Annotated in this window: 15 protein-coding genes; all 15 read left to right on the top strand. The window is 39.8% G+C overall.

The features are described from left to right. The first annotated feature begins 31 nt into the window (after positions 1–31). The 15 genes from AC1TO4_RS00850 (at position 32) to AC1TO4_RS00920 (ending at position 16,923) form a co-directional block, all read left to right on the top strand. On the top strand, positions 32–1,867 hold the full coding sequence (locus AC1TO4_RS00850) for a XylR N-terminal domain-containing protein (protein ID WP_482103768.1): 1,836 nt from the start codon (positions 32–34) through the stop codon (positions 1,865–1,867). A gap of 34 nt (positions 1,868–1,901) precedes the next feature. Further along, on the top strand, positions 1,902–2,549 hold the full coding sequence (locus AC1TO4_RS00855; RefSeq protein ID WP_482103769.1) for a GntR family transcriptional regulator: 648 nt from the start codon (positions 1,902–1,904) through the stop codon (positions 2,547–2,549). 272 nt (positions 2,550–2,821) lie between these two features. Then, positions 2,822–4,018, top strand: coding sequence for an MFS transporter (locus AC1TO4_RS00860; RefSeq protein ID WP_482103770.1), 1,197 nt, complete (start codon positions 2,822–2,824; stop codon positions 4,016–4,018). A 147-nt stretch (positions 4,019–4,165) separates the two neighbouring features. Next, complete coding sequence (locus AC1TO4_RS00865) at positions 4,166–5,134, top strand: fumarylacetoacetate hydrolase family protein (protein ID WP_482103771.1); 969 nt, start codon at positions 4,166–4,168, stop codon at positions 5,132–5,134. 129 nt (positions 5,135–5,263) lie between these two features. Continuing rightward, complete coding sequence (locus tag AC1TO4_RS00870) at positions 5,264–6,124, top strand: alpha/beta fold hydrolase (RefSeq protein WP_482103772.1); 861 nt, start codon at positions 5,264–5,266, stop codon at positions 6,122–6,124. A 67-nt stretch (positions 6,125–6,191) separates the two neighbouring features. Continuing rightward, complete coding sequence (locus AC1TO4_RS00875) at positions 6,192–7,385, top strand: acyl-CoA dehydrogenase family protein (protein ID WP_482103773.1); 1,194 nt, start codon at positions 6,192–6,194, stop codon at positions 7,383–7,385. A gap of 60 nt (positions 7,386–7,445) precedes the next feature. Continuing rightward, complete coding sequence (locus AC1TO4_RS00880; protein WP_482103774.1) at positions 7,446–8,399, top strand: VOC family protein; 954 nt, start codon at positions 7,446–7,448, stop codon at positions 8,397–8,399. 27 nt (positions 8,400–8,426) lie between these two features. Then, positions 8,427–8,906 carry a flavin reductase family protein gene (locus AC1TO4_RS00885; protein WP_482103775.1) on the top strand — a complete coding sequence of 160 codons (480 nt, stop codon included), beginning with the start codon at positions 8,427–8,429 and terminating at the stop codon, positions 8,904–8,906. A gap of 13 nt (positions 8,907–8,919) precedes the next feature. Next, positions 8,920–9,705, top strand: coding sequence for a 2-keto-4-pentenoate hydratase (locus tag AC1TO4_RS00890; protein WP_482103776.1), 786 nt, complete (start codon positions 8,920–8,922; stop codon positions 9,703–9,705). A 3-nt stretch (positions 9,706–9,708) separates the two neighbouring features. Next, positions 9,709–10,587: an acetaldehyde dehydrogenase (acetylating) gene (locus tag AC1TO4_RS00895; protein ID WP_482103777.1), complete on the top strand. Its 879-nt coding sequence runs from the start codon at positions 9,709–9,711 to the stop codon at positions 10,585–10,587. Positions 10,588–10,599: 12 nt separating this feature from the next. Then, a complete protein-coding gene (gene dmpG, locus AC1TO4_RS00900) occupies positions 10,600–11,607 on the top strand; it encodes a 4-hydroxy-2-oxovalerate aldolase (RefSeq protein ID WP_482103778.1) in 1,008 nt (335 codons plus the stop codon). A 200-nt stretch (positions 11,608–11,807) separates the two neighbouring features. Continuing rightward, positions 11,808–12,764 (top strand): SMP-30/gluconolactonase/LRE family protein, encoded by a 957-nt coding sequence (locus tag AC1TO4_RS00905; protein ID WP_482103779.1) that lies wholly within the window; start codon positions 11,808–11,810, stop codon positions 12,762–12,764. Between the two features lie 763 nt (positions 12,765–13,527). Continuing rightward, complete coding sequence (locus tag AC1TO4_RS00910; RefSeq protein WP_482103780.1) at positions 13,528–14,850, top strand: MFS transporter; 1,323 nt, start codon at positions 13,528–13,530, stop codon at positions 14,848–14,850. Positions 14,851–15,101: 251 nt separating this feature from the next. Next, positions 15,102–15,941 carry an alpha/beta fold hydrolase gene (locus AC1TO4_RS00915; RefSeq protein ID WP_482100198.1) on the top strand — a complete coding sequence of 280 codons (840 nt, stop codon included), beginning with the start codon at positions 15,102–15,104 and terminating at the stop codon, positions 15,939–15,941. Between the two features lie 28 nt (positions 15,942–15,969). Beyond that, complete coding sequence (locus tag AC1TO4_RS00920) at positions 15,970–16,923, top strand: VOC family protein (protein ID WP_482100199.1); 954 nt, start codon at positions 15,970–15,972, stop codon at positions 16,921–16,923. The last annotated feature ends 22 nt before the right edge of the window (positions 16,924–16,945 follow it).

The raw sequence follows: 16,945 nt of genomic DNA on the forward strand, positions 1-16,945 counted from the left end.
ACATTCTAAAATTATAGTAGGGGTGATTAGAGTGAACGTATTCGAAAAAGAGACGGAATATTTTGATAGTAGAAAAGTGTTAATGACATCAGCCAGCTTTGGATTGTTAAGAAAAGAGTTGATTGAAAATCTTGGCGTTCAGCGTGCAAAAGGATTTTTATTGCGTTACGGATGGCATTTGGGGGAAACGAATGCAAATGAAGCCATGGAAGATACGAAAGACTTTGAGGAACTGATCAAACAAGCGTCGGTATTACATTTAAACACAGGACAAGTTAGTAATGTAACATCGGAGCGAAAGATTGAAATGACCGACTCCAATAAACTTAAATATATGTACGCAACAGGGAAATGGATTGATTCTGTCGAGGCACATGAACATTTAAAAAACCTTGGACTCTCAGACACCCCTGTATGCCATATGTTATCTGGTTTTGCGAGCGGTTACATGTCGAAAATCTGTGAACGGAAAATGTTCGTTAGAGAAACTCATTGCAAAGCGATGGGTGACAAAGAGTGTCGCTATGAAATGCGCATTGAAGAAGAGTGGGACGCTTCGATGGATGAAGAAATCTCTTCTTATAATGAGCCAAACATTATTGATGAACTAAAAGTTTCATATGAACAATTGCTTGAGCAAAGAAATTACATTGAGAAGCTAGCGAAATTCCATAGTGTTCTTACACAAATGGTATCAGATGGAAATGATATTTTTGACATCACGAATAGGGTTTTTGAAGTACTTGGGATTCCGATTTCAATTGTGGATTTAACGTTTCACAATAAGACATACGTTGGTTTAACAGAGGAACAATATGAAGAAGTCACTGAAGATTTGAAAAAAAGTTTTCTTAAGTTGAAAAATAGAAATAAAGAACTGCCATTGTTTAAAAAGACAACCGTTATTCAGGGAGCCATTCATGAAAGACTCATTACTCCGATTATCGTGCAGAAAAAGATTATCGGTTATTGTACATTTATTTATTTGAAACATGAAAATTCATATGTTGAAAGTGATTCAATGTTCCTTGAACGAGCAGCTAATGTAGCAGGATTATATTTTCTGAATGAGAAAACCAGTTTTGAAGCACTGGAAAAAATGAAAGGCTATTTTCTAGAGCAACTATTACTGAAGCAATATAATTCGAAATCGAATGTAATTTCCCAGGGTTACTATATTGGGATTAATTTGGAGCAGCCATTTTATATCTCAACGATTTCATGTCAGATTAAGCCAGATGGATTGCTATCGGTTATAGAGCATAGAGCGGTGCTAACGTCCATCATTAAATTTCTGGATATTCAAGATTACAAAGTGCTCATATGCCAATTCGAGGAAAATATCGTCTTGTTGCTCCCTAAAACAGAAAACTATGTAGAGAATATAGAAAGAATAGTGCAGCACTTGAAGAAATCATTTCAAGCCTACCAATTTAAAATTGGAGTGAGTAATAGCACAGATAATATCGATAAAATTCAAGACAGCTTAGAGGAATCACAAATTTCACTTCGCATGAAGTCGCAAGATGAAATTTGCCACTATAAAAATGTTGGGATTATGGGGACATTAATCAATTCGAAAAATATTAACGAAATCAGGAAAATAGGACAGCAAGAATTGAAGGCTATTTTTGAACTAAAGGAAACGAGACAAGTTGAAATACTAAAAACGATGCATGTTTTTTTAAGCAATGGTGGAAATCTACAACGGTCAATGGCTGACTTGTCATTGTCAATGAGTGGCCTAATGTATCGAATCACTAAGATTGAGGAACTGATTCAAAAAGATTTAAGAGATCCAGTCGAAGGTTTTCAACTATTGCTTATTTTGGATGGACTAAATGCAATAGGTGATATTAATCTGTGAGAATGGTTAGCAAATTTACAAGGGGATGGTTAATTTGAAAAAAGAAGAAGCTTATAGATATATAAAGAAATTAATAGTAGAGGGACGGTTTTCAGAGAAACAGGCAATCGATATACATCTATTGGCAAAGGAATTAGAAATGAGTAGAACGCCAATTCATAAAGCATTAACGCAACTTGAATTAGAAGGATATATAACAATTACGCCTCAAGTTGGTGTGTTTGTTAAGAGGCCAAGTCATCAAGATGTTCACGAAAGACTCCTCGTGTGTGCGACGTTAGATATTTTAATGACAGGACAAGCTACGGTAAATATCAATGATCAGCAGTTAGCAAATCTATTAAAGACTGTTGAGAAAATGGATAACAGTCATTTAACGGCGAGTGATTATGAGGAATTGAATACAAGTTTTCACACTCAAATTTATAAAGCATCAAACCTTGAATATGCTCTTAAGATGAATAGTGTGAACTGGGACTACTTGAATTACGTTCGCATGTCAGACGAAGTATTTATGGGGAAATTAAGGCAACAATCACAAATTGAGCATTGGATAATTTACTATGCATTGAAAGACCGAGATGTCCTGCTTGCTAGAAATGTGATGGAGAAGCACTTGTATCGCATTGTCAATTCTGTGAGTGAAAAGTACAAACTATTTGTTGGTGAATCTATCAAGTGAAAAACAGTCGACAATCTTTTCCGTGAATTTTATATAGTAAATGCTTGTAATTTAGTAATGAATATACGGAGTTCTCTAAAGTTGTTGAGAAAATAGAAAATTGGGATTATTATTTACTTATCGAATGTAAGGGTTTTCATTTGTAGGTTGTTCCTTGCTTGCGAAATCCTCAATCTGAAAGATGTGGTGATTCCAAAGCCAATTAGATAATTTGGGTTCTCTGTAGATGCATTATCCGGAAGCTTTTACTAAAAAACAAAGGGGATAGATTGATGAAGAGAAGGGTTAGTGGAAACTTCCTCAAATTTTTAATTGTAATTATTGCTTTCCAAGATGTCGCCGCAGGTGTTGCGGGATCGATCATGGCGGATATTATCGCAGCATTTCCAGATTATAATCCAACGATTGTTATGCTCGTTGCAACATTCCCGGGCTTAATGCAAATCATACCTGCTTTGTTTTATGGAAAACTTTCCAGAACATTTAAGAAGAGATCACTCTTATTTACGGGTCTAATTTTATTCATGATTGGTGGGGTAATGCCATTTTTCCTAGATAGCTTGCCGTTAATCATTGCATTCCGCGGTCTGCTAGGGCTAGGCGTTGGAATTACGATTCCATTATCAGTTGATATCATTTCAGATTTCTTCGATAATCGGGAACGTGATTTCTTGATTGGTTTCGGAACTTCAACAATTGCATGTATCGGAGCGATTTTCTTCCAATTAGGTGGCGGAATTCTTGCTGATACGTATGGTTGGCAATACGGGTTCCTTACGTATTTGTTCCCAATATGGATTTTAGCTTTAACGTTCCTGTTTTTACCTGAGCCGGCAAAACGGCCTGGACATGAACCAGGTGTGAAGAAAGCAAAAGTTAAAGTTCCGAAAGTCATTTATGGAGTGACATTAGGTCAAGTATTCTATTCGGCTTTGATTTTTGGATATGTCACAAATATTTCTGTAGTGATTCAAAATGAACAGTTAGGAAATGCGACAGAAGCAGGTATGGCGATTTCTGTCTTTACATTCGGAACTTTACTAGCGGGCTTTGTGTTTGGAAAAGTTAAGCATATGCTGCCAATTTCCTATTTACCAGTAGCCGTGTTAATGACTGGATTAGGTATGATGATCTGTTACTTCTCGCATAGTTTACCGATGATCTTTGTCGGAAGTATTATAGCTGGAGCAGGTATGGGAATTGGATTACCAGGGGTGTTTGCACGCGTTACTGAAGCTACACCGCCAAATTCTGGTACATCATATGTTGGACTAGTCGTAGTAGGGCAAGGACTTGGTGGGATTATGGGTCCATTCGCTTTCAGTGTGATTATGAACATTTTCAATCAGGACATCGGAAGATTCCCATTATTAATCAGTACAGTAGGGTTGCTCTTACTCGCACTAATTTGGTATTTAGCTGTTAAACTGCCGAAGCCTAATGAAGAAGTACTGGTTTCTATAGAATAAATGATTTTATGCATTTTATAGATTGAAGCGATTACAAGATAAAGTATCCATTGTTACAGGGGAACGGGGAGAAAAGGGACGAGCCATCGTTAGCATAATTTCGCGACACGATGGCCAAGCCCACTTCATGTGAAAGGATGAAAATACTTGGGGACTACAATTGTACGATTTCAAAAGGACGAACGAATTCAATGGGGCGTAGTCAATGATAATGCAGTTATTGCATTGGACAATGATTCAGATACGTTAGCGGACTTTTTAAAATTGGGTATTCAGGAAGCAAAAAATAAACTAGAAGTGAACAATGAAAAAATGATTCTACTTGATGAAATTGACTTGTTAAGTCCTGTAACAAAACCGGCAAATATCATTTGCCAGGGTGTGAACTATTCGCAGCATCGCAAAGAGTCAGGCATGTCTTCAGGAAGACCAGCCTTTAATATGATTTTCAGTAAGTTGGACAGTTCACTTTGTGGACCGTTTGAAACAATCATTCAGCCAGGTCATGTTCAGCTACTCGATTACGAAATTGAGTTAGGTTTGGTGATTGGGAAAGAGATTACGAGTGAAATACAAGTGACAGAAGATAATCTACATGAATATATAGCGGGTTTAGTCATTGGAAATGACGTGTCGGCTAGGGATGTTCAGCTAACACAGCTTCAATGGTTAAAGGGAAAAAGCTATCGTACATTTTGTCCAGTGGGCCCTTACTTCTATGTCTTGGATGAAGATGAATACGCTTACTTATACGATTTAGAGCTGGAATTAAAGGTCAATGGCGAGGTTCGTCAATCTGCAAATACAGACCAACTATTATTTAAGCCTACTGAGACTTTAACTGAGCTATCACAACTCATGGAATTGAAGCCGGGAGATTTATTGCTAACAGGGACACCTGGTGGAGTAGCGATGCAGTTAACAAGTGATGAAATGAACTGTATGACTAGCTTAGTCGCAAGATATGAGGAAAAGCAGCAGGTAATTAATCGTCAGTTAGGTCTAGCCAATTATTTAAAAGAAGGCGATTTAATTGAAACAAGCATATATAGTCGCAATCGGGAAATTGACTTAGGTACGCAACGAAACGTTGTGAGGAAAATGCAGTACGTGTAAAGGGCATTTATTTTTACCCTAACTGAAATGTTAGCATTTCAGACGATCGTAATTAATTCAGTAAGCATGTTCGTTCAGCAAGCAAACAGTATTATATTGTTCAAATCATATAAGGGAGTGTTGAAAATTATGTCAATTACTACACGTAAAGTTCAAACAGGTAACTACGAAACATTTATCCATGAAGGCGGTACAAAAAACGCGGAAACAATTATATTCCTTCATGGTAGCGGTCCAGGGGCTAGTGCAAGTGCGAACTGGAAGGATGTTTTACCACATTATGTGGACAGGTTCCATGTTGTTGCACCGGATGTTTTAGGATTTGGGGATACGGACCATCCAGAACAGTATCCTGAAAATGGTGTGGAATGGATGAACCGTCGCATTGAGCAAGTACTAGATCTAATGGATACATTAAAACTAGAAAAGGCACATCTGGTTGGAAACTCATTAGGTGGTGTCATCGCGCTTCATATGAATATGCATTCACCAGAGCGCATTGACAAAATTACATTAATGGGGGCAGGCGGTGGTTTAACTGAACCGACTCCTGAGCTTGCGAAATTAGCGAACTTCCATAAGGATCCATCGCCAAAGGCATTTAAAAATTTATTGAGCTGGTTCCTATATGACTTGGATGGCATGGAAGAAAAATTAGATGCGATTGTGGCAGAACGCTATGAGTTGTTTACACGCCCAGATATTCGCAAATCATATGAAGAAAACTTCACAAAATCAAGTTTATCTGACATGCTCGTACCGCCTTCTGCATTGAAACGCATGACAAATGAGTTCTTAATGATCCATGGTCATCAGGATCGATTTGTACCCTTACAAAGTAGCTTGTATATGTTGGATTATGTAGAAAATGCAGAGCTTCATATTTTCAAGCGTTGTGGACATTGGGCTCAAGTGGAACAAAAAGAGCAGTTCATCAAACTGACAAAAGACTTTTTTGACAGAAATGCTGTACCAAGCCTCGTGAACTAAGCTAGCTGGAGCGCATCGTGTTACTGGTTCCTGCATTACAGACCATCATTACAAGGGAGGAATAAAAATGACACAAGCTGTACTAGATACGAAGGCAATGCTAAGGGAACGCGCAAAAGGACTAATACCAATGCTAAGGGAACGTAGCCTGGAAATAGATAAAACGAGTAATCTACCTAAAGAAATAATCGATGTGATCAAAAGTGAAGGGCTAATAAAGGTTCTTCGTCCTGAAATGTTTGGCGGATATCAAACGGATATGCGCACATATACCGAAGTTGTAACTGAAATTTCACGTGGTAACGGTTCTGCTGGTTGGTTTGTTTCGTTAAGTAATATTCGTGATTATATGATTTCGTATGCATTTGGTAGAGAAGCATTGGAAGAGATTTTTGGTCATGGCGGAGATGTTGTACTAGCGGGGAATTTCAAACCTATTAAATGTGACATTAAGAAAGTGGATGGTGGCTATTTAATAGAAGAAGCGCAGTGGCCATTTGTATCGGGAAGTCCACATGCAGACTGGTGCTATTTCGGTTTTCCAATAGACGACGGAAATGGCGGTATGGAGATGGCCATTATGGTTGTGCCACGCAACGAGCTTGAAATCTTAGACGATTGGCATGTAGTCGGACTCAAAGGTTCAGGTAGTAACAGTGTGATTGCAAAGAATGTCTTTGTACCTAATCATCGTGTGTCACTGGACCGCCTTGCAACCCAAGGGCATTATATCATCGACGAACTAAAAGATGAACCGTTATATCAAACACCTTTTGTACCGTCGTTGACACTTTCCATCGTAGGACCTGCTCTTGGTCTAGCACAGGCTGCAATGGATGTGCATATGGAACGTGTGAAAAAGGCAGGAATCGGAAATACGTTTTATAACAAAATGAGTGAAGCACCGATTACACATATGCAGGTCGCACAGGCGCAATTGAAAATCGATTCTGCTGAATTGCATCTATATCGTGCAGTTGACATGTTGGATGAATATTCGAGAAAAGGGCAAAAGCTTACGCTGGAAGAGTCCATTAAAATGAAGGCAGACTTTGGATATGTCAACCAACTGTGTAAAGAAGCGATTGATTTAATGGCAGATGGGGCGGGTTCTGTTTTCGCCTATGAGAACAATCTATTCCAGCTCATTTACCGTGACTTCTTAACGATGCATTTACACGGTTTCATTACACCATCAAGTTTAATAGAAACGTATGGACGAGTGATTTGTGGAATGGAACCGAATACGTATTTTGTGTAATAAATTAAAGTGCAATTGTAACATCAAATAAAAATTACTTAAAACTTGGGAGGAATTAGAATGTACGCACCAGAAATCGCAAAATTAGGTCATTTCGCTTTAATTACAACAGATTTAGAGAAGTCACTTTGGTTTTTTAAAGAAATTATAGGGCTTGAGGAAACAGAAACCGTTGATGGCGTCGTGTATTTACGTGCATGGGGAGATTTTGAACACCATACGATGTCACTTCAAGCTGGAGATGAAGCTCGACTCGACCATATCGCATGGCGGACGAAGCGTCCCGAAGATGTAGAAGCTTTTGCGATATTACTTGAAGAGTCAGGAACACCAGTTACATGGGTCGAAGCAGGTACTGAAGCGGGTCAAGGTCGTGCAATCCGTTTTAAATTGCCGAGCGAGCATACATTAGAAATCTATTATGACATGGAAAAGACTTTGGCAGAGCCATCTAAACGTTCTGTATTAAAAAATCAGACATATAAATCATGGGCACGTGGTGTTTCACCTCGACGAATCGATCATGTCAATTTGCTGTCATCGCTTAAAGCAGATGTCATTGCGGATTTCTTACAGGAGAAATTAGGATTCAAAATGCGTGAATGTATAGAAGCACCTGATAAAAGCTTGGTCGGAGCATGGTTAAGCGTGACGCCGTTGGTTCATGACATTGCTGTTAGTTATGACCCGCTGTCACCAACACCAAATCAAATTCACCATGTTTCGTATTGGTTAGATAACTCGTCAGATTTACTTCGTGCGGCAGATATTTTAACAGAGCATGGTATTGAATTTAAAGGTCCAGGTAAACATGGTATTTCACAGGCTATGTACATTTATGCAATTGACCCGGGCAGTGGACTTCGAGTAGAAATTTTCACGAATGGTTACTTGATTTTCGAACCGGACTGGGAACCAATCGTATGGACATTAGATGAAATGGACGTTGGATTCACATATTGGGGAGATCAGATGGATGCCAATGCTGAAAACAACCCGACGATTAAAGCTTAAAACGGAAAAATAAGAGGAGGAATTATAATGGATGATCGACTATTTAGAAATGCAATGGGGAAATTTGCTACGGGTGTAACGGTCATAACGACAGAACTTGAAGGTGAAAACTTTGGAATGACAGCGAATGCTTTTATGTCTGTCTCGATGGATCCGAAGCTTGTGGTAATTTCAATCGGCCATAAAGCGCGCTTACTCGAAAGAATTAAAGAAAGTCAAAAGTTTGCAGTGAATATTTTGGCGGATCATCAACAAGATTTCTCCAAGCTATTTGCCGGACAAATTAAAGACGGTGTCGAAGTGGTATTTGATCAGTTAGCAGGTGTACCTGTATTGCCAGGTGCACTCGCACAAGTTAGCTGTACGGTTGTTTCCGAATATGTAGAAGGCGACCACACATTATTCATAGGTAAAGTGAATGATATTAAGCTAGAAGAGGGAGAACCACTCATTTTCTTTAATGGTAAGTATCGTAATTTAGTTGAAGATGCGCTAGTTAATTCGTAAGGAGATGATAAGTATGGTGATTCAAAAAGCAGCTGAAGCATTGTTACAAGCAGAAACGGATAAAAAACCGATTGCACCATTTACATCTTCAAAGGATTCGATTTCCGTTCAGGAAGCTTATCAAATTCAACTCTATCAAATTAACAAAAAGGTTGAAAATGGGGCGAAGATCAAAGGGAAGAAAATCGGATTGACGAGTAAAGTCATGCAAGACATGTTTAATGTCACAACACCTGATTATGGGCATCTACTGGATAATATGATTTATGAGGACGGAAGTACAGTCTCAATCGATCAATTCATACAACCAAAAGTGGAGTTTGAAATTGCTTTCGTTTTAAAAGAAGGATTACAAGGCCCGAACGTTACAGCTGCGGATGTCATTGCTGCGACGGATTATGTAGTGCCTGCAATCGAAATTATTGATAGCCGCATTGAAGATTGGAAGTTTAAATTTGAAGATACAGTTGCGGACAATGGCTCTTCCGCTGGTGCTGTTATTGGAAAAAAGAAGACTTCTGTTGAAGGCATAGATTTAGCGGCAGTCGAGATGAAAGCTTATAAAAACGGAGCTTATTTAGACGGGGCAAAGGGAGAAGCTGTCATGGGAAATCCAGCAACTGCAGTTGCATGGCTTGCGAATGAAGTTGCTGAGTACGGCATCTCTTTACTTGCTGGAGAAGTGATTTTAGCGGGAGCATTGACAAAAGCCGTACCTTTTGAAGCAGGAGATCATTTTAAGGTGGATTTTGAAGGGCTAGGATCGGTGTCGATTTCATTTTCAGAGGGTGGAGAATAGTAGATGACAAGACTTAAAGTGGGCATTATAGGTTCGGGAAATATCGGAACGGATTTAATGTATAAAATTGAACGATGTGATGCCCTTGAAATGAGCGTAATGGTTGGAATTGATCCGAGCTCGGAAGGGTTAAAAAGAGCAAGTGACCGTGGTTATGAAGTAATTGACAATGGTATTGACGGCTTATTGGAAAAGTTGGAGCTCGTGGATATTGTGTTTGACGCGACTACTGCCAAAGCACATGAATGGCATAGTGCGAAGTTAATTGCAGCAGGAAAAAAGGTAATCGATTTAACGCCAGCTGCTATTGGACCTTTTACAGTACCAGTCGTGAATTTAAGTGATCATCATACCGAACCGAATCTAAATATGGTCACATGCGGTGGGCAAGCGACAATTCCGATTGTCCATGCCATTAATCGTGTGAGTCAAGTCGAATATGCTGAAATTATCGCAACAGTATCAAGTAAAAGTGCTGGTCCTGGTACTCGTGCAAATATTGACGAGTTTACACGCACAACTGCAAAAGCAATCGAGCAAGTTGGGGGCGCTAAAAAAGGGAAGGCGATTATCATTTTAAATCCTGCCGAGCCGCCGGTGATTATGCGTGATACTGTACTTGTACTTGTTGAAGAAGAAGGTAAGGAAGAAGAAATTAAACAGTCAATTGAGCAAATCGTAAAAGAGGTACAGGAATATGTGCCTGGCTACCGTTTAAGAGGCGTACCACAATTTGACGGTAAAAAAGTTTCTGTATTTCTAGAAGTGGAAGGTGCTGGTGATTTCTTTCCTCCTTATTCTGGGAATTTGGATATTATGACAGCAGCCGCAGCGAAGGTTGCAAATGAATATGCAAGAAAAATGGTAGCAGCAAATGTTTAAGGAGGAATGAAAATGACGAATCGCTCAATTGAAATTTTAGATGTTACTCTACGAGACGGAAGTCATGCGATGCAACATTCCTTTACAGAGGAACAAGTACGTGCAACGGCTCGAGGTCTGGATCAGGCTGGTGTTCGCTATTTTGAAGTGACACATGGCGATGGCTTGGGAGGATCATCTTTACAATATGGATTTTCAAAGGTAAGTGAATTAAAGCTAATTGAAGCGGCGGCAGATGAGTGTAAAACGGCAGAAGTTTCCGTGTTGTTAATTCCCGGAATCGGCATTAAAGAGGATTTGCAGGATGCCGTTAAAGTAGGGGCAAAAATGGTTCGTGTTGCGACGCATGTAACGGAAGCAGACGTTGCTGCGCAGCATATCGGATTAGGTCGTGAACTTGGCTTGAAAACAGTGGGCTTTTTAATGATGGCCCATATGGCACCCATTGAGAAATTAGTGGAGCAAGCAAAGTTATTTGAAAGCTACGGTGCGGAGATTGTATATGTGACAGATTCGGCTGGTTACATGCTACCAAACGAGGTTAAGGAACGGATAGAAGCTTTAAAGAATGCTTTATCGTGTGAAATCGGTTTCCATGGCCATAATAATTTATCGATGGCGATGGCCAATACGTTGGCGGCTGTTGAAGCTGGAGCGACTTATATTGACGGAAGTTTGCGTGCGTTGGGTGCTGGAAGTGGCAATACGCAGACCGAGGTAATGGTTGCGGTCCTAGAGCGCTTAGGCTACCAAACAGGCATTGATCTATACAAAACAATGGATGTGGCAAATGATGTAGTCGCGAAATATATGCAGCGCCCACAAGAAGTAACTGGTTCAGGTTTAATAATGGGGTATTCGGGCGTCTATTCTAGCTTTTTACTACACACACAGGCTGCAGCCCAAAAGTTCGGTATTGATGAGCGAGATATTTTGGTTGAGCTAGGACGGATGAAAGCGGTTGGCGGGCAAGAGGATCTCATTTATGATGTCGCGCAAAGCTTTGCCGCTAGCAAATAAGGGTAACTGTCATTTGGACTCCTCGGTATTTTACTGTAGGAGTCTTGTGGTATAAGGAAAGTTATCTGGGCGCAAATCGAAAGAAAAGAAAGTTTTAATCAACTGATTTCACAGTATTTTTCTAGGGAAATCTAGTCTAAAAGAATTGTACGATTCACACTAATTATTACCAATTAACTAATAACTGGGGGAGTTATAGAATGAAAACCAAAATCGTAGCAGTATTATTTTTTCTCATATTGGTAGCAGGGTCAGTCGTAGCGGCAGTGTCTCATACATTCCCACAGCCGCCTCAGGAAAGGCATACGATTTCGGAAATTGTAGATCCTGAAAGCGAATGGGAGAAGGTTGTCACGGGTCACGGATTCATGGAAGGTATTAATTTTGATCGGAAAGGTGGTATGTGGATGGTCAGTCCGCCTACCGGGGAAATCATGAAGGCTGAAGGGGATAAAGTTACTGTAATTGGTAAACCGTATAGCATTCCTGTTGGGGCAAAGTTCCACAAGGATGGACGCCTGATTGTCACTGATAATGCTGGAGAACTCTATGCATTCAATACTAAGACATCAGAGCGGACGACCATTGTAGATTCGTTTGAAGGCGCTCCTTTAAAAGGGCTTAATGATCTAGTCTTCGATAAATTGGGCGGACTCTATTTTACTGAACCAGGAGATTCGAGTGCAACGAACCCTACTGGCCGGGTTTTCTATTTACCACCGGGCAAGGATTCAGAACTGCAGCTTTTTCAGAGTAATCTTGCCTATCCGAATGGAATTGCCGTTTCGGCTGACGGACAACGTGTCTATATTTCCGATTTTACCAAAAATCGAATTATCGCAGCACCATCCGCGATTGCAAAAGACGCACGTGAAGTACCGTATGTTTTTGGTCAGTTTGAAGGTGGGATAGGACCAGATGGCTTAGCTGTCGATACTGAGGGGAATCTGTATGTAGCGCATTTCCAAGCAGGTGAAATTGTCGTACTAGATGCGAGTGGTTTTAAATATGGCGTAATCCGTCTACCTGAAGAGACGGGAACATTCACTACCAACCTCGTTTTTCATAAAGGTTATTTGTATGTGACGGAGTCGTCTAAAAATGAGGTTTGGCGAATCGAAGTTAAAAAAAGCGGTTTAAAGCCTTATGGGAAATAGTTAGTTGAGCAATTGTAATTCACTTGTTAGGGAAGGTTTTTTTCTAATTACTATCAATGTTGAACGATTGAAAAACCATATAAACTAAGCGAGCGCCGTAGCGGATTTAATGGGATTCTCTAGTTCAATTTATCTATCTAGGGAGAAGGATGGCACTTCCAATACACCAAAACAATATGGCCTTGGAAAATGACCTAAAACACATTAGTGTTTTAAGGTCATTTTATTTAATTTAGAAAATCCTATGGAATTTCAGGCTTTAAGACACCTTTGCGGAAAAAACTGTAAAAAAGTTACGGAGTTTTCGATGGAAAACTACCAATTAACACTCTAGAACTTGAGTAGCTAACCTCGTAAAGTATTATTATAGTTTGAATTTGTTGAATAGTGCGCATATGGATGCATTGAGGAATTAAAGAAAAAGATAAAGGAGGCGGAGATATTTCATGTTTTTCATTCTAATCCATGTAGTGGTTCTTAATCAGATGTAATGAATTATACGAAATCTCTTGCCGGAAATAACAGTTGTATTCTAGTCTGGAAAATCACTGTGAAGAGATATTTGAAAGCGGATACATTATTGCAAGGGGTTTTGGTCATTGAATAAGACTCGGGGCTAGTTCTCCATGCAAAATGCAGAAAAAAGGGTAAAACTCCATGTGAATCTGACGTTTTTAACAAAAAACATTGCTGGTCTATGGTGATATGTTTGAAAAGGCACATGAGCACAATCCGAAATTCAATTTGAAGCGGAGGGAAAGAAATGGATCAAACACACTCGAATACCGCCATTGAAAAAAGTACGATTAAGAAAACGATGAGAAGGATTTTACCATTTATTTTACTGTTATATGCGGTTGCTTTTTTGGACAGGATCAATCTTGGTTTTGCTGCTTTGGAGATGAATGCAGATTTAGCCTTAACGGCTGAAGTATTCGGTTTGTTATCAGGTTTGTTCTTTATCGGATATTTCCTATTTGAAGTTCCAAGCAATTTGATGTTAAAAAAGTTTGGAGCAAAACTATGGATTTCTCGGATTATGGTTACCTGGGGGATTATCGTCGTATTAACTGGATTTGCACAATCTGCTACACATTTATATATATTACGCTTTTTACTTGGTGTGGCTGAAGCAGGTTTTACACCGGGTATCATTCTTTACCTAACGTATTGGTTCAGAGCACGTGAAAGAGGGAAAGCAACCGCTGTCTTTTTTGTTGCATTGCCACTCAGTGCATTGATAGGTGCGCCGCTGTCAACTTGGATCATCGATACGATTTCATGGAGTGGTTTAGCCGGTTGGAGATGGATGTTCATTTTAGAAGGGATACCAGCTGTTCTATTAGGATTTGTCGTTCTGTTTTACATGACCAATAAACCTGCAGATGCAAAGTGGTTAACAATCGAAGAGAAAACATGGCTTGAAGGCGAATTAGAAAAAGAAAGAAAACTGAGTTCCTTGGTCAATAAATCTTCACATCTTGCCATGTTGAAAGATTCGAAGGTTTGGAAGTTATCTCTCGTTAATATGGCGGGCTTCGTCGCTGTCAACGGGTTGGCCTACTGGATGCCAACGATTCTTAAATCCTTATCTTCATCTTCAACGACGAACATGCAAATTGGCTGGTTGGCCATGATTCCATCACTCATCGCCATTCCGGCAATTCTGTTTGTAGGATGGAATGCAGACCGAACAAATTCCTATAAAAAGCACCTTTATGGATGTATTTCAATTGCCATGCTTGGGCTCATTGGTTGTGCGTTAGTACCGACTGCACCATTAATGGTCTTAATGTTATCAATTACTTCTGCAGGATTGTATGGAATATCCGGTTCTTTCTATGCGTATTTAACATTCTTCTTTACGCAATCCACAGCACCTGCAGGCATCGCTTTAGTAAGCTCACTTTCCGCAATTGGTGGTTTCATAGGACCGATGTTGCTGGGTGTTGTTGAGTTAAGAGAAGGCATGTTCGTGATTGCTGGCTTCATGCTTGTCAGTCTGATCACACTTTTTACATTGAAATTAGAGAAGAATCGTCAGGGCGAACAAATAATAGAGCAACCGATTGAAGTTTCAAATTGAATTTCAATGCCATTTTAAAAGATTAAACAAACTGAAATGTGCGGAGTAACACGACTAGTTTATGGATGACTGCAATAAACTATCGGAAAATTACAGGTATTCAAATAGTTTTTACTCTGGGAATTGAATGCTACCTATTCTAAACTTTAAGTAGTAGCCAGGTTTTAAGTTTTGTAGAATAAGTCGTTTTTATACAAATGTATGTAAGGGCTTTCGTGAAAAGTGGATTTATAGAAGGAGGAATATTATCAATGACAAACAATACACAAAAAGTAGTTAATACTAAAAACTTTAAAACATATTTAAATCGGTCAGGTGAGGGGAATTCTGAAGTAATTCTGTTTCTACACGGATCCGGACCAGGTGTTACCGCTTTTGCGAATTGGCGATATGCCCTAAAAGCTTGTGGTGAAACGTACGATTGCCTTGCTCCGGATTTGCTTGGTTTTGGGGATAGCGGGCACCCTGAAACACTTCCGAAAAGTAGACAAGGATGGATGGATTTATGGGTCAACCAACTCATTGAACTGTTGGACGAACTTGGTATTCAAAAGGTTCATGTTGTCGGGAATTCATTGGGATGTTCCATTGCCTTGGAATTATTGCTGGAATATCCGGAACGATTTGAAAAGGTTGTCTTAATGGGTCCTGGAGGAACGCCAAATACAAAATTGAGTCCAGAGCTTGCACGTGCCAAAGGATTTTACGATAATCCGTCACCTAAGAAATTACGTCAAATTATGAGTTGGTTTGTATACGATGCGGAAGAAATGGCATCAGAAATTGATGCTTTAACGGATGTTCGTTTTGAAACAGCCATGCGACCTGAAGTCCAACGTTCGAATGATTCCATTTTTGCGACAGCTGCCGTACCCGTACCTACAACAGCGCTTAATCGGATACAGAATCCTATATTACTCGTTCATGGTCGTGATGACAGAGTTTGTTCTGTTGAGTCTAGCTATTACTTACTGTCTCATTTGCCGAATGCACAACTGCATGTCTATGCAAAATGTGGGCATTGGACACAAATTGAAAAACATGAAAGCTTCAACAACTTGATACAGCAATATTTTTCTAACAGCATTTAATACTATTATTACTAAGGGGGAAAAGGGAATGTTACTACCAGAAATCGCTAAGTTAGGTCATGTCGCACTTGTTACTCCAGATCTTGAAAAGTCACTGTGGTTTTTCCGGGACGTCATTGGCCTAGAAGTAACCGAAGAACAAAATGGAACAGTTTATTTACGGGCATGGGGAGAGTTTGAGCACCATTCCCTTTCTCTAACAGCGGGAGATAGAGGTTACGTGGACCATATTGGATGGAGAACGAAACGTCCTGAAGACGTGGAAGGATTTGCACAGTTGTTGGAAAAAGCGGGAACACCGGTCAAGTGGATCGAAGCAGGAGAAGAGACAGGGCAAGGGCGAGCGATTCGTTTTCAACTGCCAAGCGAGCATACATTTGAAATTTATTATGATGTAGAAAAACCAAAAGCTGATGAAAAAAGACGTTCTGTATTGAAAAATCAAACCTATAAAGCTTGGAATCGCGGAGTATCTCCAAGACGATTTGACCATGTGAATATCGCTACGTCAATGGATGTGGGAGAAGTACTTGATTATTTAGGTAGTCAATTAGGATTTAAGCTGCGTGAATACGTCAAACACAATCAAGAAAAAGTAGTTGCAGGATGGATGAGTGTAACGCCACTTGTACATGATATTGCCGTCACTACGAGACCACATGCAAAAACACCGAACCAACTTCATCATATCTCTTATTGGCTCGATAATGCCCAAGATATCTTGCGGGCAGCCGACATTTTATCAGAGCAAGGCATCAAGTTTATCGGTCCTGGTAAGCATGGAATTAGTCAGGCCATGTATATATATGTGATTGATCCGGGCAGCGGTTGCCGCGTTGAATTGTTTAGCGGGTCCTATCTAATTTTCGAACCGGATTGGGAGCCTGTCGAGTGGACGGAAGAGGATCATGCGACTGGTAACACTTACTGGGGCGATTCCGTGATGGACAAGGAACTAAATAAAGAAACAATTGAAGCTTGAGGATATTCGTTCATTGGTGAAG

Source organism: Sporosarcina sp. Y838 (assembly GCF_056786515.1).

Coding starts and splice junctions, on each gene's coding strand:
- AC1TO4_RS00875 (WP_482103773.1), top strand. CDS start 6,192: ATGACACAAGCTGTACTAGATACGAAGGCAATGCTAAGGGAACGCGCA.
- AC1TO4_RS00915 (WP_482100198.1), top strand. CDS start 15,102: ATGACAAACAATACACAAAAAGTAGTTAATACTAAAAACTTTAAAACA.
- AC1TO4_RS00860 (WP_482103770.1), top strand. CDS start 2,822: ATGAAGAGAAGGGTTAGTGGAAACTTCCTCAAATTTTTAATTGTAATT.
- AC1TO4_RS00880 (WP_482103774.1), top strand. CDS start 7,446: ATGTACGCACCAGAAATCGCAAAATTAGGTCATTTCGCTTTAATTACA.
- AC1TO4_RS00910 (WP_482103780.1), top strand. CDS start 13,528: ATGGATCAAACACACTCGAATACCGCCATTGAAAAAAGTACGATTAAG.
- dmpG (WP_482103778.1), top strand. CDS start 10,600: ATGACGAATCGCTCAATTGAAATTTTAGATGTTACTCTACGAGACGGA.
- AC1TO4_RS00905 (WP_482103779.1), top strand. CDS start 11,808: ATGAAAACCAAAATCGTAGCAGTATTATTTTTTCTCATATTGGTAGCA.
- AC1TO4_RS00895 (WP_482103777.1), top strand. CDS start 9,709: ATGACAAGACTTAAAGTGGGCATTATAGGTTCGGGAAATATCGGAACG.
- AC1TO4_RS00870 (WP_482103772.1), top strand. CDS start 5,264: ATGTCAATTACTACACGTAAAGTTCAAACAGGTAACTACGAAACATTT.
- AC1TO4_RS00920 (WP_482100199.1), top strand. CDS start 15,970: ATGTTACTACCAGAAATCGCTAAGTTAGGTCATGTCGCACTTGTTACT.
- AC1TO4_RS00885 (WP_482103775.1), top strand. CDS start 8,427: ATGGATGATCGACTATTTAGAAATGCAATGGGGAAATTTGCTACGGGT.
- AC1TO4_RS00890 (WP_482103776.1), top strand. CDS start 8,920: ATGGTGATTCAAAAAGCAGCTGAAGCATTGTTACAAGCAGAAACGGAT.